Origin of the sequence: Criibacterium bergeronii (assembly GCF_001693775.2) — a bacterium.
Lineage (GTDB): Bacteria > Bacillota > Clostridia > Peptostreptococcales > Filifactoraceae > Peptoanaerobacter > Peptoanaerobacter bergeronii.
The window spans coordinates 24,401-44,237 of record NZ_MBEW02000014.1; the positions used below are offsets into that span (position 1 = coordinate 24,401).

General features: G+C 30.9%; 17 protein-coding genes. 5 read left to right on the top strand and 12 right to left on the bottom strand.

The features are described 5' to 3' along the window. Window positions 1-169: 169 nt before the first annotated feature. Together BBG48_RS07030 and BBG48_RS07035 are read left to right on the top strand one after the other, a co-directional pair. Window positions 170-805 (top strand): redox-sensing transcriptional repressor Rex, encoded by a 636-nt coding sequence (locus BBG48_RS07030; protein WP_068912865.1) that lies wholly within the window; start codon window positions 170-172, stop codon window positions 803-805. 159 nt (window positions 806-964) lie between these two features. Continuing rightward, complete coding sequence (locus tag BBG48_RS07035; RefSeq protein ID WP_068912867.1) at window positions 965-2,245, top strand: HD domain-containing protein; 1,281 nt, start codon at window positions 965-967, stop codon at window positions 2,243-2,245. A 169-nt stretch (window positions 2,246-2,414) separates the two neighbouring features. On the opposite strand, the gene BBG48_RS07040 is transcribed toward BBG48_RS07035, so the two are convergent. Both BBG48_RS07040 and secG read right to left on the bottom strand, forming a co-directional pair. Beyond that, complete coding sequence (locus tag BBG48_RS07040) at window positions 2,415-4,454, bottom strand: sodium-translocating pyrophosphatase (RefSeq protein ID WP_068912869.1); 2,040 nt, start codon at window positions 4,452-4,454, stop codon at window positions 2,415-2,417. A 47-nt stretch (window positions 4,455-4,501) separates the two neighbouring features. Then, the gene (gene secG, locus BBG48_RS07045; RefSeq protein ID WP_068912871.1) at window positions 4,502-4,729 is read right to left on the bottom strand and encodes a preprotein translocase subunit SecG; all 228 of its coding nucleotides are present in this window, start codon (window positions 4,727-4,729) and stop codon (window positions 4,502-4,504) included. Window positions 4,730-5,605: 876 nt separating this feature from the next. Between secG and BBG48_RS07050 the strand changes: the two genes are divergently transcribed. Genes BBG48_RS07050 through BBG48_RS07060 form a run of 3 tightly spaced genes read left to right on the top strand, consistent with a single transcriptional unit; the run spans window position 5,606 to window position 8,083 of the window. Further along, a complete protein-coding gene (locus BBG48_RS07050) occupies window positions 5,606-6,244 on the top strand; it encodes a ribulose-phosphate 3-epimerase (protein WP_330410363.1) in 639 nt (212 codons plus the stop codon). Between the two features lie 21 nt (window positions 6,245-6,265). Next, a complete protein-coding gene (locus BBG48_RS07055; RefSeq protein WP_094754409.1) occupies window positions 6,266-7,021 on the top strand; it encodes an IspD/TarI family cytidylyltransferase in 756 nt (251 codons plus the stop codon). Beyond that, the gene (locus BBG48_RS07060; RefSeq protein ID WP_068912874.1) at window positions 7,022-8,083 is read left to right on the top strand and encodes a galactitol-1-phosphate 5-dehydrogenase; all 1,062 of its coding nucleotides are present in this window, start codon (window positions 7,022-7,024) and stop codon (window positions 8,081-8,083) included. Between the two features lie 135 nt (window positions 8,084-8,218). On the opposite strand, the gene BBG48_RS07065 is transcribed toward BBG48_RS07060, so the two are convergent. The 10 genes from BBG48_RS07065 to BBG48_RS11005 form a co-directional block, all read right to left on the bottom strand. Next, window positions 8,219-9,337, bottom strand: coding sequence for a glycosyltransferase family 32 protein (locus BBG48_RS07065; protein WP_094754410.1), 1,119 nt, complete (start codon window positions 9,335-9,337; stop codon window positions 8,219-8,221). 69 nt (window positions 9,338-9,406) lie between these two features. Beyond that, on the bottom strand, window positions 9,407-11,215 hold the full coding sequence (locus BBG48_RS07070) for a rhamnan synthesis F family protein (protein WP_068912875.1): 1,809 nt from the start codon (window positions 11,213-11,215) through the stop codon (window positions 9,407-9,409). After that, the gene (locus BBG48_RS07075; protein ID WP_158527915.1) at window positions 11,187-12,158 is read right to left on the bottom strand and encodes an NAD-dependent epimerase/dehydratase family protein; all 972 of its coding nucleotides are present in this window, start codon (window positions 12,156-12,158) and stop codon (window positions 11,187-11,189) included. The genes BBG48_RS07070 and BBG48_RS07075 overlap by 29 nt, the downstream gene beginning before the upstream one ends. Further along, window positions 12,155-13,378: a class I SAM-dependent methyltransferase gene (locus BBG48_RS07080; RefSeq protein WP_068912878.1), complete on the bottom strand. Its 1,224-nt coding sequence runs from the start codon at window positions 13,376-13,378 to the stop codon at window positions 12,155-12,157. Before BBG48_RS07080 ends, BBG48_RS07075 begins: the two co-directional genes overlap by 4 nt. 17 nt (window positions 13,379-13,395) lie before the next feature. Next, window positions 13,396-13,923, bottom strand: coding sequence for a dTDP-4-dehydrorhamnose 3,5-epimerase family protein (locus BBG48_RS07085; protein WP_068912880.1), 528 nt, complete (start codon window positions 13,921-13,923; stop codon window positions 13,396-13,398). 11 nt (window positions 13,924-13,934) lie between these two features. Next, window positions 13,935-15,803 (bottom strand): rhamnan synthesis F family protein, encoded by a 1,869-nt coding sequence (locus BBG48_RS07090; RefSeq protein WP_068912882.1) that lies wholly within the window; start codon window positions 15,801-15,803, stop codon window positions 13,935-13,937. 14 nt (window positions 15,804-15,817) lie between these two features. After that, window positions 15,818-17,020, bottom strand: a complete 1,203-nt coding sequence (locus tag BBG48_RS07095; protein ID WP_068912883.1) for a radical SAM protein — start codon at window positions 17,018-17,020, stop codon at window positions 15,818-15,820. Continuing rightward, entirely contained in the window at window positions 17,017-18,294 is a 1,278-nt protein-coding gene (locus tag BBG48_RS07100; protein ID WP_144398255.1) for a rhamnan synthesis F family protein, read from the bottom strand. Before BBG48_RS07100 ends, BBG48_RS07095 begins: the two co-directional genes overlap by 4 nt. Window positions 18,295-18,301: 7 nt before the next feature. Further along, the gene (locus BBG48_RS07105; protein ID WP_068912892.1) at window positions 18,302-19,432 is read right to left on the bottom strand and encodes a hypothetical protein; all 1,131 of its coding nucleotides are present in this window, start codon (window positions 19,430-19,432) and stop codon (window positions 18,302-18,304) included. Between the two features lie 24 nt (window positions 19,433-19,456). After that, window positions 19,457-19,837 (bottom strand): class I SAM-dependent methyltransferase (locus BBG48_RS11005; RefSeq protein ID WP_199560396.1); only part of this gene is annotated, 381 nt, incomplete at its 5' end.

Genomic DNA, 19,837 nt, shown 5'->3' on the forward strand with positions numbered 1-19,837 from the left:
AAACAACTTATAGTAACGCATAAACCTTAAATAAAAAGTGGATTTTAAATTCTTATTTTGTGTGCTATAATATTAAAAGACAAGAAAAAATTTTGAACTTCATATGGTATCGTTTGTCGTTAACTTTAAATATATAATAATTTAATCTATTCGTTGACAAAGGACTTACATGAATAAGGATAAGTATATTTCTTTTAATGTGATTAGAAGACTACCAAAATATCATAGCTACCTTGCAGACCTCAAAGAAAAAGGAGTGAGCAAAGTCTCCTCAAAGGAGCTTAGTAAAATCACAGGCTTTACCGCCTCACAAATACGCCAAGATTTAAACAATTTTGGCGGCTTTGGCATACAAGGCACAGGATATGAGGTTGAAGGGCTATATACAGAGCTATCTCAGATTTTAGGACTAAATTCTACGCTAAGTGCAGTCATATTTGGAGCAGGAAATCTAGGTCACGCTATAGCAAATTATACAGGCTTTAACAAATTTGACATAAATATAAAGGCTATATTTGACGTAAATAAGGATATGATAGGCAGAAAAATAAAAAATACTATAGTAATGGATTTAAAGGACGCAAAAAAGTACATAGACGACAACAAAGTTAAAATAGCAATAATCTGTACTCCAAAAGATGCAGTCTCAGGAGTGGTAGATATAATAAATAAAACAAAAATAAAAGGAGTTTGGAATTTTGCACCAACAGATTTGAAATTAAATAAAAACATCAAAGTAGAAAGTGTTAATTTGCTAAACTCTCTTTTTGTGCTGTCCTATCTAGTAAAAGCAAATGATATGTAGCTTTATACCAATGTAAGTGGTAGCTATGTTTGCTAAAAAATTAATCAGTAAGGGCGAACTAAGTCTGCCCGTAAGATATACAATAAATTTTTTGTATTTAAATTTAAAAACAATCCAATAAATTGTAAATTCAATCTTAAACAACTTTAAGAGGTTAAGATGAGCCAAATATTTGTTAGAGACGCAATACACAGCGATATAGTCATAGATAAAAAAATGCAAGAAATCATTGACACACCTGAGTTTCAAAGATTGCACCGTATACACCAGCTTAGTTGTGACTACATGGTTTTTCCTACGGCTACCCACACAAGATTTTCACATTCCATAGGCACATATCACGCCATGAAAAAGCTTATAGCACATTTTGAGCAGCAGCTTAAAGAAATCGGCTATGAAGTAAAACAAGAGGACAAGACCTTGGCTTATGTGGCGGCACTGTTGCACGACCTAGGACATGGAGCTTATTCCCATGCCTTTGAAAGAATATTTGAAATACAAGCTCACGAGCAGTGGACAGTGGATATCATAAGCAGTCCTGACACAAAAATCCATAAAAAGCTGGTAGAAAATTATGGGCAGGATTTTATAAAAAAACTCTGCGATGTAATTTCTAAATCCTATAAAAACGATAAAAATTCGCATATATTCAGCATAATAGCCACACTAATAAGCTCTCAGACAGATGCGGATAGAATGGACTATTTGCTCAGAGACTCATATTTTACAAAAGTTAGCAATGGAGTTTACGATATAGATAGACTCATAAAATCATTTGGAGTAGAAGAGATAGACGGCGAGCTAAAAATCTATGTAAACGAAAAATATATGTCTACATTAGAAGAATATGTCCTTGCAAGATATTTCATGCACAAGGAAGTGTATCAGCATACAACAAAAAAACACTTTGAAGACATACTAATTATGATATTTAAGCGAGCAAAAGAGCTATTAGAAAAAGATAAGCACTGCATATATTGCGATGAAATATTAAGAAATATTTATTTGAACGGCTCAATAAAAGTCGAGCAATATTTGCAAACAGATGACAGCTATTTTAATTACCACATACTCAAGTGGAGTAGATGTGAGGATAAAATATTATCATTTTTGTCAAACTGTTTTTTAAATAGAGGAAAGTTTGACGTAGAAATCAGAAATTCAAAAGTGCCAAAAAATATTCAGGAAAAATTTGATAAACTAGGCATAAAAGATATAGAAAATGAATACTTTTACTCAAAATCAGTTAAAGAGTCAAATATCTATGTAGGCGGGAAAAACAGCATTTTAATCAAAAAAAGCAATACAGGAGAGCTTTGCGATATCACACAAGTATCATTATTGATTAACGATTTTAATAAAAATAAAATGTTTGTGGACGAAAAATTATTTTTAAGCAGCACACTATTTAAGTATATTTATAATGAAGATTTGATATAGAACTTAAATGTGCAAACCTTGCTTTCCTAAGTGATATATCCATTAATAAAAGAACTAAAAAGCCTTTCCGAAACGGAAAGGCTTTTTGATTATAATAAAAGAATTTATCAAGATTCTTATATTGGATTATATTTTAAAATGTTAGGTGAGTTAAAAACTAATAGGTTATTTATTTCATAATGTTTACTATCATGCCACCATATTGAAGGAATATAGGAGCAAAAACTAGAGAAACAATTGTCATAAGCTTGATTAGGATGTTTATAGAAGGACCTGATGTATCCTTGAATGGGTCACCAACAGTGTCACCAACTACAGCAGCCTTGTGAGCCTCTGAGCCTTTACCACCGTGAGTGCCTGATTCGATGTATTTTTTAGCATTATCCCATGCACCACCTGCATTGGACATCATTATAGCTAAAAGTACACCGGTAACTAAAGAGCCACAAAGCATACCGCCTAAAGATTCAACACCAAGAAGTATACCAATTATTAATGGAGATGCAACAGCTATCACACCAGGTAATATCATTTGTTTTAATGCAGCAGAAGTAGATATTTCTACACAACGTGCATAGTCAGGCTTGTCAGTACCAGCCATGATGCCTGGGAATTCCCTAAACTGTCTTCTAACCTCTTCAATCATTTCAAATGCAGCCTTACCAACAGACTCCATAGTAAGAGCAGTGAATAGGAATGGTAGCATACCACCGATTAACATACCTGCTATAACTGATGGAGAAGTAAGAGAAATAGTTTCAAGCTTAACAGCATTTGTATAAGATGCAAATAGAGATAAAGCAGTAAGTGCTGCTGAACCGATTGCAAAACCTTTACCCATAGCAGCGGTAGTGTTACCAACTGAGTCAAGCTTGTCAGTGATATTTCTTACCTCTTCAGGAAGACCGCACATCTCAGCAATACCGCCTGCATTATCAGCGATAGGACCATAAGCGTCAACCGCTACAGTCATACCTGTAGTAGCAAGCATACCAACAGACGCAAGAGCTATACCGTATAGACCGGCTACAGCATAAGTTATGATTATACCTACAGCTATTAATATTAGAGGCCACATTGTAGACATCATACCTACAGCTAGACCGGATATTATTGTAGTTGCTGGACCTGTTTCAGATTCGTGAGCGATTTTCTTAACGGATGAATAAGAGTCGGAAGTATATATTTCAGTAAGCTGACCTATTATAGCACCTACAACGATACCAACAGTTACAGCCCAAAATCCTCTCATATCATGAAGTAAGTTTGTAGATAAGAAATAAGCAGCAACAATAGTCAAACCACCGGATACATAAGTACCGGTTTTCAAAGATTTGCTAGGGTCGCTTACTTTAGCACCTTTAACCATGAAAGAACCGATTATAGAAGCGATTATACCTATAGCAGAAACAACTAGGGGGAAGTATATAGCATTTTCACCATAAAGCTCACCATTAGCAGCAGTAGCAACAATACCTAGGGTAAGAGCGGAAATCAAAGAACCTACATAAGATTCAAAAAGGTCAGCACCCATACCGGCAACGTCACCAACGTTGTCACCAACGTTATCTGCTATAACAGCAGGGTTTCTTGGGTCATCCTCAGGTATACCGGCTTCTACCTTACCAACTAAGTCAGCACCAACGTCAGCGGCTTTTGTGTAGATACCGCCACCAACCCTGCCGAATAATGCAAGAGAAGACGCACCAAGACCAAAACCTGTAAGAATGTTTGTAGTAGTCATTGGGTCAGTACCCATAGAAATAAGTACAGTATAAAGACCGGCAACACCAAGTACGCCAAGACCTACAACGCACATACCCATTACTGCACCACCGGAAAAAGCTACTGATAAAGCACCGGACATACCTTCTTCCTTAGCGGCGTTAGTAGTTCTAACATTTGCTTTAGTAGCAACCATCATACCAAAATAACCTGATAGAGTAGAAAAAGTTGCACCGATTAAGAAACAAACAGCAGTTAAAATATTGATACCAACTGCTAAGACAACAAATAATGCGATAATAAAGATAATTAAAGTTTTGTACTCCCTCATCAAAAATGCCATAGCACCTTCGTGTATGTAGGAAGAAATTTCTTTCATTTTGTCATTGCCAACGCCTTTTTTGCTTATAGTTGAAGACAAATAAAAAGCAAAAAGCAGTGCAAGCACTGCACTGACAATGGCAATTAAAAGCATATTGTTCATAAAAAATTTACTCCTATTGCCAAATTTAAATTAATAAAAAATGAATACTAAAGTGCGACAAGCACAAGAGCTAAAATAATAAATAAAATTGCCATAGCAGAAGTTACCTTCTTATAAAAAGCATCTAAACCCTTGGCTTTGTTTCCAGATAAATTATTTGACATACCTGAAACCGCACCGGAAAAACCTGCATCTCTTCCAGACTGTAACATTATGGAAAATATCATAGCTAAACTTACGATGATTTCAACAACCATCAATACTGTCTTAAGCATCCACTCACCTCCAATATAAACAACCTATTTAGCATAACCAATATTTTACCATATAATGTATGAAATTTCAAACAGTAAAATAAAAATATATGTATAATGTAAATTGCAATAGAAAATGTAATAAATCATTAAAATAATTTAACTGGATTTAGCTTTCTGCATGTAAATAAATTTCATTAAAAATATTTAATTAGATATGAATTAATCCGCTTTTTGTGTATTTTAGTTTCTTTTTTGATATTGTTTTATTATAAACTATATAAGGCAGATAAATAATTAGAACAGATGCATAATAAAAACAGACATCATAAAAAGAGGTCTTACGTATAAAAAAACAACACTGTAGTTAGAGCTTAAAAATATAAAAAATATTTTACCATGATACACAAGTAAAAAAGAGAGTTAAAATGTGAGAAACAGCAACGCCTGGGAAAATATATATTAGAATTATGAAGAAGTTTAGAAAATTTTAATTGTTTGAAAGCAAGCAAAAATTTATTATTGGTATTTTAAAAATCAATATTGGTATATCATTAGATTGACATATCACAAGTATAGCAATTTATAGCAATCTTATTATATAAAAAACTGATGTTTTTAATGTCAAGATTTATATTTGTTAATTAATTTTGTTTTTATCCTCAAATATCGCTAATTGTTATTTATTTAATATTTTGATATAATAAATTTTAACTTATTAAATATAATTTATTTTTTAAATATATTTACGATATATTTATTACATTTGTACTCTTTATTTAGTATTTCTATTTCATTATTTTAGCTTTATTTTGAAAGGTGAGTTTTTACATAAATTATTTATTTAATTTTTAGTTAGAAAGGTAGTGCTGAATGAACTTTAAATTAACTGCTTCAATGATGTGTGCAGATTATGGGCACTTAGAAAATGAAGTGATAGAATTAGAGGATGCTGGTATTGATTCTTTTCATATAGACATAATGGATGGAAGATATGTAGATAATTTTGCCATGTCACTATACGATATGAAATATATTGCTAGTGCAAGCAAAAAGCCTCTGGATGTTCATTTAATGATTGAGCATCCACGAAACATGATAGATTTATTTTTAAATAATTTAAGGGAAGGAGACACTATCTATATTCATCCTGAGGCTGAATATCATCCATCTACTACTTTGCAAAAAATTATTGATGCTAATATGATACCTGGTATAGCTATAAATCCTGGTACTAGTGTTGAAACTGTATATGAAATGCTTAGAATAGTAGATAAAGTACTTGTTATGTCAGTAAATCCTGGCAACGCTGGACAAATGTTTCTTCCATACGTTGATAGTAAAATTACTAAGCTCCTTTCATTAAAGGATGAAATGAGCTTTGAACTTGTATGGGATGGCTCTTGCTCAATGGATAAAATTAGAAAATATGCTCCGAAAGGTTTTAGTGGGTTTGTGCTTGGTACTACTATTTTATTTGGAAAGGATAGAGCGTATAAAGAAATTTTGCAAGATGTAAGAGACATTAAATTTTAATTATTCTAAAAGGTGGATGTTTTGATTACTGCAATTTTACTTTCAGGGGGTACTGGAACTAGAATGAATCTATCTACCCCTAAACAATATTTAGAAGTTAATGATAAACCAATTATTTGCTATAGTTTGTACGAACTTCTAAGTTGTAAACGAATTGACAAGTTAATAGTCGTAGCTGATTCCAAGTGGCATGATTTAATTCTAGATTTAATTAACAAACATGTATCTAAAAATAAATTTATTGGATTTTCAAAGCCGGGGTTAAATAGACAACTCTCTATATACAACTCTCTTCTGGATTTAAATAATATTTCTGAAGAAGATGATTATGTATTAATACATGATGCTGCTAGACCTTTAATTACTCAGGAGTTAATAAATGGATTAATCCAAAAATCCAAAAATCACGATGGCGCTATACCTGTCCTTCACGTTAAGGATACAATGTACTACATGAATCCGGATAATAAATTATCTAGATTAAATAGAGACTGTATTTATGCAGGTCAATCTCCAGAAATTTTTAAATATGGACTATATAAATATGCAAACGAACAATTGATTTCAAAATCATTATTAGAAGATTACAAAAATAACCGCTGTGATGAAGAAACTATTAAGTCCCAGCATATTTACAAAGTTAGTGGTTCTACTGAACCAGCCTTAGCTATTGTAATGGATATTGTTATAATAGATGGAGATGAAAACAACTTCAAAATCTCAACTATGCCTGATTTAGAAAAGTTTACTGATATAATTGGTCGAGGTGATAAATAAATGAAAGCTTGGATTTTAGAAGATATTGGTAAAATAAATTATGTAGAAGACGCTCCGCTCCCAGCTATTAAAGAAAATGAAGTACTGGTTAAAGTGAAGGCAGTTGGAATTTGTGGCTCAGACATACCAAGAGTTTTTCAAAATGGGGCACACAAAATGCCACTAATCATTGGTCATGAATTTTCTGGGCAAGTTGAAAAAATTGGAATTAAAGTTAATAATAAATGGCAAAATAAAAGAGTAGGAATATTCCCACTCATGCCATGTATGGAATGCTCTGCTTGCAAAGCAAAAAAATATGAAATGTGTTCAAACTATAACTATTTAGGTTCTAGGACTAATGGAGCCTTTGCTGAATATGTAGCCGTTCCAGAATGGAATCTAATTGAGATTCCGGACAATGTATCGTTTGAACAAGCTGCAATGCTTGAGCCTATGGCTGTAGCAGTGCACGCTATGAGACGACTTGATTTTAATGAGGACATGTCAGTTGCTATCTCTGGGCTTGGCACAATAGGTCAATTATTAACTATGTTTTTGCTGGAAAAAGGTATAAAAAATCTTTATGCTATAGGCAATAAAAAACTGCAAAAAGATTCTGTACTTAGCCTTGGTCTACCAGAAGAAAATTATTATGATTATACTTTAGGTAATCCATATGATTGGATTTTTGGAAAAACAAATGGGAAGTTGTTAAATGCGTATTTTGATTGCGTAGGGAAAAATGAAACTTTTGCTACAGGTCTAAAGCTAGCTGGAAATGAAGCTCAAATATGCATAGTAGGAAATCCGTATACAGATATTAATATACCTAAGGAACTTCACTGGGGAATTTTAAAAAAGCAGTTAAGAATCACTGGTACATGGAATTCTTCGTTTTACGGAGAAAGTGATGATGTTATTAGCGATGACTGGAAATACGTAATATATAGATTATCGAAAAATTTAATTCACCCTGAGAATTTAATCACACATAGATTTCCTCTAGGTGAGCTTGAAAGTGGTCTGAAAATTATGAATTATAAATTAGATGAGTATATAAAAATTTTGGTTATTCAATAAATGTAGGGTTTATTATATTCGTTGGCGTGGATTATCTATAATCAGAATTTCAACTTAGAATTATGGCCCTTGAGTTGCTTTTCCAAATTGTTTACTACAAGCTAATATTTCATTAATTAGGCTAAGCATTTGATTCTAATATATCGTTAAAGCTTTTTTATATAATTTCATATAGTTTTGTCTTGTAATATCATTTTGCGACTTCATTCTTGCATCAAGCCAGCCGCCATTAAAATAGTGAATTGAACGAGTATTTTTTGTTTCATTCAAAATTCCTGACATATAATCGTATGGGTGAAAATAGTCATATGCATAAATGTTCATACCATCTATGCACTGTGTAGTTCCATCAATTATATAGCCGCTGTCTAATATTGCTTTTGTATCATAAAATCCGGATGGATTTCTATTTTCTCTACCAGATTCATCTAAGAAATATACATCTTGTCTTATGTCAAGAACTCTTTTTATCATCTTATGCCCTTTTACAGCACCACTACAACCGCCAAAATTAACTACCTGCCACTTTTCAACCCCTACAAAAGCCTCCTGATATCTCATTGCATCTAATGACATTTTTAGTACAACATCGGTATCCATATAAAATCCACCATACTCATACAAAATATCTAGTCTAGCATAATCCGGAACAAATCCAAAAGCCTTCTTGTCGTATGCCTGTTTCATATACTTATGCTTTGATATGTCATAGTTATTCTCATTCCACTGTATTATTTCATAGTCTGGGCAATATTTTTCCCATGATTTAATACATTTAGCAAGGTTTTCAGGAATTGGTTTTCCTCCTAGCCACATGTAATGGATGACCTTCGGAATAAGTGGACTGTCAGTTATTATGGGAACCCCCTTTGACGTGTCAGAACACCAATTATGTATACACATCATAGGTATTATATAAACTGACATATTTTGTGTGCATTTCATTTTTTCAAGCTGTTCAAGAGCGTCTGCAAAACGGCTTATATTTATAAAAACGGTTGTGTTTTCTTCACATTTGCAAAGATACTTCGGGGAGTTAATTTCATACTCTTTGCCATTAATAAAAACCATTTCCCCCCATTTTGTGGCGTCATTATCAATAAATTTATCAAAGTACTGGCTTATGCCATATATATTAAGTATTTCAGGAGCAACTGTTTTACCTATAGATCCAACGCCAAACATGACAATTTTACAGTTGCTTTTTTTTATATTATCTGCCATTTCTTTAAAAGTACAACATTTCAAATTCATTTCATTTCACCATCTATTCCGCACTAATTCAATTGTAGTAAATTCACAAATGCGAAACTAAAATTTGTATTATTCTACAATGATATACTGGTCTATATTGCTATCAAATAGTTTTCTTTTAATTATTTCACTATTCTTCTTGCCAACAGCAACAATAATACCTCCATCAATTAAATCCTTATTGAATTCTACCACTTTTATTTGTAAAACTTCATTTTCATTTCCACATATATCGGTGACGATTATATTCTTAATTTTTTCCTTATTGTTAATTAGTTTAGCAACCTTAACAGCTAGGCCACCAGCCCCATATATGTATATATTTTTAAATTTTGCTGCAAAGGCATTTATTCTATATTCTATAATTTTTTCTTTGATTCCATCGATATCATAATCATTATCACTGTCAATTTGTATAGAATTAAATATCTCCAACAAAGTATTCTTTCCATTTTCTACCAAAGATACTGCCCAATTACTTTCGATTACAGTTTTTGTGTAAAAATTTCTTTTCTGCACTATATAAGGCATATAACGAAATATACTTAAACCATCCTCACCTGCCAGCTCATTTAATAGCTCTTGGCTTAAAAGCTCACTTCTACATATAAATGCATTAATTCTATGTACTGGAATACATAAGGGGTCTGATGTATTTACAAAACTAGAATTTGTTGGAGTTTCAGTTCTATTTTCAATAGAAAATAATATTTTATCAAAGTAATGTATTGGTGGAATAACTAATCCTAATAATTCTTCTTTCTCAAATAGTTTGATTATTTTACCAATGTAAACATCATTTTTTATTAGATTTTTTTTAATGTTACTTTTAAAAGATTCTGATAATACATATGGCAAGTCATTTTCATCATTAAAGCGTAGTACCATAACATAATTATTATTTATTTCATAGATATTATTCCCAGATTGGGATTTTTTTGAGTTAGATAAATCGATTATTTGTATCATATTAGCTAACTTTAAATTTTGTTCAATAGAATCATCTGAAGAAATAATCTCTGTCATCTGCATGCTATGCATCACTGTTGCAATAGGGTAAACTCTTAGAATATGTTTCCAAATTAGATTTGTATCATATTTAGTGTTTTGCATAACAAATTTCAATGCATTTTTTGCATCGCTTTTGTTGGTAAATCTTGAATCAATAAAATCACCAGTGAACAATTTTCTTTTCATGAGAGGACATCTTTTCTCTCTAATTAGTGCAGCTGTGCAATAATGATACGGGCTAAGATTGTGTGCAATTTTTTCTGTATCATATTCAGGGGTTTTGCAATATACATCCCATATAAAACCATTGTCCTCAAAATATTTTGTAAATTTAAATTCGTAATTTATTATAGCACTTCTAAAATCTGTAATTTTATCTAATATATGATTCCAATATTCTTCGAATATTTTACTATGCAACATTCTTTTTCTTATTACATAAAAATATAATTGAATATGTCTAGGATAAATTGCATCAGAACCATCAAAATTTGATTCTCCTCTATATGTTATTCCCCAAAAATCAAGTTCCGGTTTTTTATCCATCTCATTAAACATTTCATCAAAAGGATAAAAAGGGCCAAATACAGAATCATTCATTATAATCATTTCATCATATTTTGAAAGCAATTCTTTTTTCTTTAGGAAATTTATTGCCGCACAATAACCTCCTACATCATATCCTTCGTCATCACGTTCAATGATGGTAGTCGCCATATATAGCTTTTTTTTTTGAAGTAAACTAAGTTCATGATTACTTACAACAATAATATCATCAGCAACGTTTTTTAATTCTTTTAAGCAAAATGAAATATACTCATCAACTATGCCTTGAGAATCATGTGTCGCAAACACAGCCACTCGCATTCAAATTCCACCTTTCTAAATTATACTTATCCTCATCACTCAACCATGCTGTTAGTTCTAAAATGCTATTTTCAAAACTCCAATGCGGCTCATATCCAGTATCTCTTTGTATGCGATATAGGCTTAACCAATCTTCATCAATTAATAAATCATCTTTTGTTGCATCACCGAATGTAATTTTAGATTTAGTTCCAATTATTTCAGTAATACTCAGCAAATAATCTTTTAGTCTCCTTATGTCACCACTACCTATATAATATGTGTTCGAAATTTTTACTTTATCAGCAAGTAGATACATTCCATAAACTAAATCATTTACATTTATAATATCAAACAATGACTCACAACTACCGAATACAAGTGTTTCATCTTTCAACATTTTTTCTACAGTATTTGTAATAAGTTGATTCTTTTTATTAAATACTCCTATAGGGTGATAAAATTGACACCAAATAAGTGGTATATCAAAAAATTTAGACATATTGAATGACATAGTCCTAGCAAAATCTTTTGCCAATAAATAATTTGATGCCCTAACAAATGTTTTATTATGAACAATTTCATCCATCTGTTTTTCGCATACTGTACCTGTAACAACAATTTTTTTGCAACCAAGCTTTTTAGCAGCCTCAACACATCCTGCCGTCCACTTTGCATTATCCATTTGCAATTTGTACTGTAATCTTAATTCTCCAGAAGCACCTTCCCATGCTAAATGAAAGAAAACGTCAAAATAACGTTCATCACAAATATCATCAATTTGCGATATGTTATCCAAACTACAAATAATAACATTTATATTTGGTATTTTCTGAAGCATTTCAATCTCTTGACTACCTTCACGCAATATAACCCATATTTTTATATTCTTATCAAGTAAATACCTAAGCAAATGATAACCTATAAACCCTGTTGCTCCAGTCATAATAACTTTTTTAATCAAAAAACTTCCACCTTTGGTATAAATGTTATGAATTTGCATCCCCATTCCCTTGTATATTCAAGTAATGATGATATTTCATCTTTAAGATTCCATGGTAAAATCACGATATAATCCGGCTTTTCGTCAATTATTTTTTCTGGAGATACAATTTGAATTCTCGTCCCAGGGAGATACATTCCCTGTTTTTCTTTATTGGAATCCGCAACAAAATCAATGTATTCTTTGCCTATACCGCAATAATTCAAAAAAGTATTCCCTTTAGCAGCTGCACCAAATGCCATTATCTTTTTTTGCTGATTTTTTAAATCTATTAATAACTCGCAACTGTCTCTTTTTATCTTCTTAACGTTATCAGAAAAGCTTAAGTATGTTTCAATCTTTTCCATAGCAAAAGTTTTTTCTTTATCAAGCAACTTACCCACATTTTTAGATACTTCTAAATCAAAATTATGCTTATGTTTAACATATATCCTTAATGAGCCACCATGTGTGGTCAATTCTTCAACATCATAAACTTCCAAGCCATGTTTTTCAAAAACTTTGCATACTGTTATAAAAGAAAAATATGAAAAATGTTCTTGGTATATAGTATCAAACTGATTATACTGCATAAGCTGTAAGAGGTGTGGAAACTCAAAAGTAGCAGTTCCCTTATCGCTTAAAGCAAGATTTACACCCTCTACAAAACCATTTAAATCTGGTACGTGTGCCAATACATTATTGCCAATAATAAGATTTGCTTTTCCTATATCAGTTGATATCTCTTTAGCTGTTTCTTCACCCCAGAACTTTACTTTTACATCTATACCTTTGTTTTGTGCAATCTTTGCAACATTTTCAGCTGGTTCTATGCCACACACCGGAATATTGTGAGGTAAAAAATATTGTAAAAGATATCCATCATTGCAAGCAATTTCGTATACAAGACTGTCAGAAGATAAATTCAGTCTATTTATTATCATCTCTACATATTCTTTACAATGCTTTAACCAACTTTTTGAATAAGAACTAAAGTATTTGTAATTAGTAAAAATATTTTCTGGAGCTCTATATTCCTTTACCTGAGCCAAAAAGCACTCATCGCAGACCATTACCTCCAAAGGGAAATAATACTGCCCCTTATCCAAATTTTCATTATCTATATACTCATTTGAGATTGGGGATAAGCCTAAATCAACTAACGAATGTACCAATTCTTTATTACAAAACCTACACTTCATATTAACTTCACTCCACATTAAATATATTTCCAATTTTTATCTTTATCAGACATTATTAATTCTTCAATTTGAGGCCAATGTATTGAAAAAGCCGGGTCATCAAACCTATAACCAATTGCTGAATCAGGATTATAAAATTCTGACATATAATACAATAATTTTGTGTCATCTGTTAATGTCACATATCCATGAGCCATACCTTCCGGGATAACTAGCATATATCCATTTTCTTCTGATAATTCTACAGAAAAATACTTTAGATAAGTTTTAGAATTTGTCCTCATATCAATAATAACATCAAATATTTTTCCATTTAAGCAAGTCAGTATTTTCTTTTCAGCGTATTCTTCTTTTTGAAGATGCATACCTCTTAAGGTATTTTTTTTAAGATTTTCACATAGATTGATTTGCTTTATAGACATATCAATACCAGATTCTTTTAGCTCTCTTTCACAAAAAATCCTAGAAAAGCTTCCTCTCTCATCAACATTTTTTTGAATGTCAATTAAAAAGACTCCTTCTATAGCTTGAGATTTTATAATCATTTTAATAGCCTCTATACAACTTCATAAGTCATGAAATTGTCTACTTTCTTTGTATTTAAATTTTTAATTATCTCGTTATAAAATACTGAATCAGTAGCAATAACTACCCCGTCTTTTTTATCAAAATCAATTTCTGATAATTCATTTATTGTAAGATTAAACAATCTATGTTCTTCTCGCATGCCATCTGAAACAATAAAGCCATTGGCAACAATACCGTGACTAATCAAATATCTGGAACATTCCCTTCCAATTTCACCGGAACCGTAGATAAAAATTCTTTTCTTTCCCGTGCAAAAATCGATTAAATATTGATTTACCTTTCTAACATTTTTTATTTCATGAATACCAATTGGGATTATATATTTACCTATATATTCTTTCAGCATAAAATGGTAATCGCCTATAATTTTTTCAGCTTGTTCAATTATAGATACATCACCATAACAATAAACATTCTTCTTAGCTATTTTCTTATATCTATTTCCCAGCCCATATTTGTCAGTCATCTTAAAACAATACCAATCATATAAAATATTTAAAAATTTACCGTCTTCTAAAGCCTTTGTAAATAATTTAGACCTAATAATAAGTTGGTTGATATTACATGAATCTTCAAAATGTTCAAAAAAATTGGTATCATTGTAGTTTCTTGGTATATTAAAAAAACCGATGTGTTTATTTTCTGAAAAAACATCAAAAATATTCCTTTTTGATATATTCCATACTTCACTAGAGCTTACCAAATTATCATCTGTCAGACAAACAACATCACTATGATTCAACTTATCGATTAGAGCTGTTATTGACTCTGCATTTTCATAAAAAAGATACTCAGCCTCATTCCCTATGCGACATTGATACAAATCAACGACATCAGTATTACCAACCAAAATAAAATTTCTTTTTGATTTTAATTGTTCGATTAATGATATCAGTGGCTCCTGTAAACTCTGATTTCGTAAGAAAATAATAATATAAGCACTGCCATACCCAGCACTATTATCAGTAATAAAACTGTCTAAATGGAGATTTTCCTTGATTTTTTCTAAAGCGTTATTTTTTATTAAGCATTTCCAAATCAAATTCACGTCGTAAGACGTGTGATTTTCAATGTAATCTAAAGTCTTTTTTGCAGTTTCCCCAGAATTGGCAGATAAAATAACATCTTGCCTATAAGAAAAAACCTTTTTTTTCAAAAATGGACACATGAACTCACTAATTAATCGATAGCTATTCATAAAAATATATGCCAAATTTTCGTCTTCTGTAGGGCATAATTCTATACTGTCAATATATGCACCTGATTTATATCCACGTTCATTAAAGAATTTTGTAAATGTTAACTCAAAATTAGCAACTGCATTGTAATAATCATCAGCAGGTATTACTTTTCTCCAATATTCTTTAAAATCCGGTGAATGGAGCATTTTTGAGTTTATATTCATAAAATAGCTTTGAACATGATATGGCAATGTTTTTGATGAAAATTTGTATCTCTTTATAGGAGGTTGTTGCGTAATTCCCCAAAAGTCAAGATTCAAAGTATTCATTTTATCGAACAGCTCGCTCAAGTCATATATTGGTCCAAAACATGAATCATTAATTAAAAGTAGCTCATCATACTTGTAAATTTCATCCCAGCCAATATATTTCTCAATAGAGTCCTTATAGGCACCACAGTCATATCCAAGATTTTTTCTGACTATGACAGTATCGGCTACTTCTTTAATCATTCTTAATGCATCTTGCGGGAGCGTTCCATTAATTGTTACTATAGTTTTAGATGTAAATTTACCAACCTCTCGAATCAAATAAATTATATATTCATCGAGAAAGTCCTTATCTCCAACAACAACTATTATTGCAATTCTGTTCATAATCACTTCCATTTTTATTTTTCAATTTGAACTGCCACCGGTACATGATTCAACTCAACTCCTTCAAACATACCGGCACACTTTTTACATGCAGACAAATATCCACTAGAAGAAAATCCCAACAAGAATTCATTTAATGTCAAAAAATCTGAATTTTTAAAATCCATTCCGTCTTGTTCTTGCTCATCAAATAATTTAAGATAAGAATTAATTGTTTGCATAACACATGAATACATTTTATTTTTGTTACCATATCCAATAAATGGAAAGCCTTTTGCCCCATTTACACATAGATAATATCTTTTGCTCATTTCTACATCACTTTTGTCTATGTTAAAATCCCCAAAATCAGACTGATACCAGTAATCTCTACGTAGCTCAGCCATCTTAATTCCATTTTCTTTTAATACGTTACCTATTTGCTCAAAATTCTTCTGAGCTAACTCTACATTTTCTCTATAATCGTCAAGTACTATATCAATTTTTGCTTTTTTCATAATGTCTATAAGAGATTTGCTTGGAAAAATTGTGCCGTTTGTCACCAATTCTATTGTCATAAACTTATCGCTGTATTTATTGTTGATATATTCTATTGCGAACTCCATTGGCTTGCCACCAGCAAAACCATCTCCTATTCCTAAAAATACTATTCCAACAAAATCAACTTTTTCAAATAGTTCATCTATTGTACGCTTTAATTTGTCTATATCAGCGCTTATTCTAACACCTCTAAATGTTTGTATAAAACAATCCTTACAATTTAAATTACAGTTAGTATGCACAAAAATATCGACAGCGTGAAAGTATTTAATATTGTATTTTGAATATAAAAATATACTTAAATATCTATAAAACTCATACATAGAATATGCTTGAATGCGCCTTTGTATATTTTTTTTAGCAAATTCATTTTCTATGCTTGGTATGCTTTTTTCAGAGGTACACAAAATTACTAAACCATTCTTTGATGGGAGTTCATTAAATAATTTCTCGGGAGAAATTACTTGCCTCCCACAAAAACCGGCATTTTGTTTTTCTATGTCTCTATCTACAAATACAATATCTATATCATCAATATCTGATACTCGTAAAATCCACTCTGTTTGTTTAAATATTGATTTTGCAGCATCTGTACAGCCATAAAAATATAATTTAGAAGTTTCCTTCATATATTTGCATAACTCATCAAATTCATGACCTTGATTTTTCCATTTCATATATAGTTCTCCTTAAAAATAATAATATTTCTTGCGTTTTTTCTCTTTAGTATAGGCATTACATTCAACAGATAATCAAACTTCATGGCTACAATAATACTCAACTTACTAATATCGTTTAATTCATTTATCTCAAACACTTTACAGCCGGCTATAGATTCTGTACATTTATTTTTTGAAATAATAAACATACATTCCTTATTTGGAAATTGGGCCTTGATTCTTTTTAAACATCGCTGACCTATCTCTCCTGCTCCATAGATATATATTTCCTCATTATTTTGTACAAATTTTTCTAACCGATTATCAGATTGTATTGATTGCGTAAAAGAGCAACTATCAGCATTAAGCGAGTTCACTACAATGTTTTGTGCAATTTTTTTCAGCATGAATTTATAATTTGATTTGTACAATGAAGCATATTCTTCTGTCATCATTATTCCGCTATAATAACCTTGGCTTTGAGCTACGTACGGAAAAATCCTTTCAATACCATGGCTTATTGTATCATCTTCAGGCATAGGTTCATTGGCAAAATCATCATATGTTAATCCGGCTTCAAAGAGCGGTCTTAATGCATCTACTTTACACCAAAAAGTTGTCCCCAAAATGAAAGGTTGTTTCTTTTCATCTAAAATACAATTAAGCTTTAACCGTTCTTTTAAAAGCTTTGTTTGCATAAAGCTATCACACCACGGATAAAAACCTATTGTGAAAAAATCTGATAAATAAGGTGCTGGGGGAGATAGTAAACCTAAATTTTCTTCTTTTTCTAAAGTGTCAATTACATTTTCAATATAAAATTGGCTTTTTAATGTATTTTCCCATAACAAATCACAAAATGATTGTCCTACTGTTATATATGCTTCTCCTTTATTCTTTTTTTTATCATGAACAAAGCATAAATAATCATAATTTAAAAGATAATCCTTACAAGCAACCAATAATGCACTTATTTCTCTTCCTCTGTCTTGTGGAACAACTATTTTTATATTGTTTCTTCCAAGCTTCTCTATTTTTTTTGATATTACTTGAATGTTTTCGGTTCCTTTGGTTGTAATATATATATCAATATAGTTTGGAATATTTGATATATATTTAAAACAATAATTTATCAATGCCGAATAATTTACATGAGCAATGACGGCTATTTTTTTCTCATTAATCCACTTTGAGTTTCTTTTTTTCTCAGAAATTATATAATCCAAATGATAGTCATGTCTTAAATCACTAACACTTGTTGTTTTTAAAACGGATTCTAATACTTTATGCATTCTCTTTTTATTCCCTTGTATCAATGTACTCAAGATAATTATTTAAATTATATATTTCACCTTCACGTAAAATATCGCCGCTTTCAATTTTTAAAAGCATTAGCTTTTTTTTAACATCTTCACTTAATATGGTTTTTATTTTATACGTATGAGCTTCTTCACATCCAATTTTTATTAATGCACCCTTATGATTACAGTACATAAAAATCTCTTTTTCTTCTTGTGTAAAGCACATATATTTGCTCTCGTCCATAAAGGCATCATTAAAGTATAATAATTTATCCTCTAATTCATTATTATTTGTATCAGATATTATTTTTGTGTCAATGTCCATAAATGTGATGTTACCGTGATACTGTGGTATAAATAATAGTTTATTATTATGTCTCAATATGCCAATATATTGAATGTGAGGGGGGTTAGCTTCATGGACGGGGAAAAAATCTTGTTTTCCGGTCTTAATATTCAAGCATGCAATTTTCGCTCCCTCTAATGGTGATAGATATACTGAATCCCTTATTACAAATGAATCGCAATAACAGGCTTCTTTGTCTTGCGTTTCAATAATCTTTGTCTTTTTGTTTTGTAAATCAATTATTTGAAGTATGTTTGTTCCTGATATTGGTGCAAATACCTTATTACCAATCAGTCTTGTTTTTGAATAAAGTCTTGGTCGTTTCAATGAATATGAAGTCAAGATATCATTTGTCCATTCACTAATGCCCTCAATAGTTTGGCTTAATAAATCAAGCCTTAATATACATTTACGTTGATGCGGGAAAAAGTAAATGCAATCACCTACTAATTGAGCACTATAATAATTCCATCCTGAATATCCTTTTATACAATCATTTTCTGGGATATCAATTTCTATATATGATATATTCTCTGTAAGTTTATTAAATATAGCAATTTTTTTTGCTCTTAATGGAGTAAAAATTAAAAACTCATTCCAAGATATTATATCAGAATATAATCGTATTTCTGTCATTTTTTCCTGCTCAAAATAAGCCACAAATTCTGGGTGCATTACTTCTTTATTCATTTTATAAAGTGCCCCAAAAGTATATGCTGTAAACCATAAATATTTCCCGTCATCATACAGGTTGCTTATTTGTAAATCAATTTCATTTTTCAAAAATGTCACCCCTATAAATCATCTTCATAATTTCGAAAATTCTGTTACAATAGAGTACCCCCTTTTTTTCTTCTCAACAACAACCATAGAGTCATAATAATGGCAAGCTTTAATATAATCATCTATTTCAGTATTTGTTTGGTCTTTTTTAAAATATTGTCCGTTCACACAATCAATAAATCCTTTACTATATTCAATAAAAGAATCTTTTTTTAAATAACCACCATCATATTCACTCCAATATGATGTATGGCAATCTTCACACATATATATTCCTCCGTTTTTTAGCAAAGGGAATAATGTTTCAAAAGTAATAATCTGATGATTCATTATATGACTTCCATCATCCAAGATAATATCAAATGGTCCAAATTTATTTGAAACCTCTGTCAAAAAGCTTGAATC

Excerpts from the sequence above, each read along its gene's own strand:
- BBG48_RS07060 (WP_068912874.1), top strand. The coding sequence starts at position 7,022 with ATGAAAGCTTGGATTTTAGAAGATATTGGTAAAATAAATTATGTAGAA.
- BBG48_RS07065 (WP_094754410.1), bottom strand. The coding sequence starts at position 9,337 with ATGAATTTGAAATGTTGTACTTTTAAAGAAATGGCAGATAATATAAAA.
- BBG48_RS07050 (WP_330410363.1), top strand. The coding sequence starts at position 5,606 with ATGATGTGTGCAGATTATGGGCACTTAGAAAATGAAGTGATAGAATTA.
- BBG48_RS07070 (WP_068912875.1), bottom strand. The coding sequence starts at position 11,215 with ATGCGAGTGGCTGTGTTTGCGACACATGATTCTCAAGGCATAGTTGAT.
- BBG48_RS07035 (WP_068912867.1), top strand. The coding sequence starts at position 965 with ATGAGCCAAATATTTGTTAGAGACGCAATACACAGCGATATAGTCATA.
- BBG48_RS07030 (WP_068912865.1), top strand. The coding sequence starts at position 170 with ATGAATAAGGATAAGTATATTTCTTTTAATGTGATTAGAAGACTACCA.
- BBG48_RS07100 (WP_144398255.1), bottom strand. The coding sequence starts at position 18,294 with ATGCATAAAGTATTAGAATCCGTTTTAAAAACAACAAGTGTTAGTGAT.
- BBG48_RS07090 (WP_068912882.1), bottom strand. The coding sequence starts at position 15,803 with ATGAACAGAATTGCAATAATAGTTGTTGTTGGAGATAAGGACTTTCTC.
- BBG48_RS07040 (WP_068912869.1), bottom strand. The coding sequence starts at position 4,454 with ATGAACAATATGCTTTTAATTGCCATTGTCAGTGCAGTGCTTGCACTG.
- BBG48_RS07080 (WP_068912878.1), bottom strand. The coding sequence starts at position 13,378 with ATGAAGTGTAGGTTTTGTAATAAAGAATTGGTACATTCGTTAGTTGAT.
- BBG48_RS07095 (WP_068912883.1), bottom strand. The coding sequence starts at position 17,020 with ATGAAATGGAAAAATCAAGGTCATGAATTTGATGAGTTATGCAAATAT.
- BBG48_RS07085 (WP_068912880.1), bottom strand. The coding sequence starts at position 13,923 with ATGATTATAAAATCTCAAGCTATAGAAGGAGTCTTTTTAATTGACATT.
- secG (WP_068912871.1), bottom strand. The coding sequence starts at position 4,729 with ATGCTTAAGACAGTATTGATGGTTGTTGAAATCATCGTAAGTTTAGCT.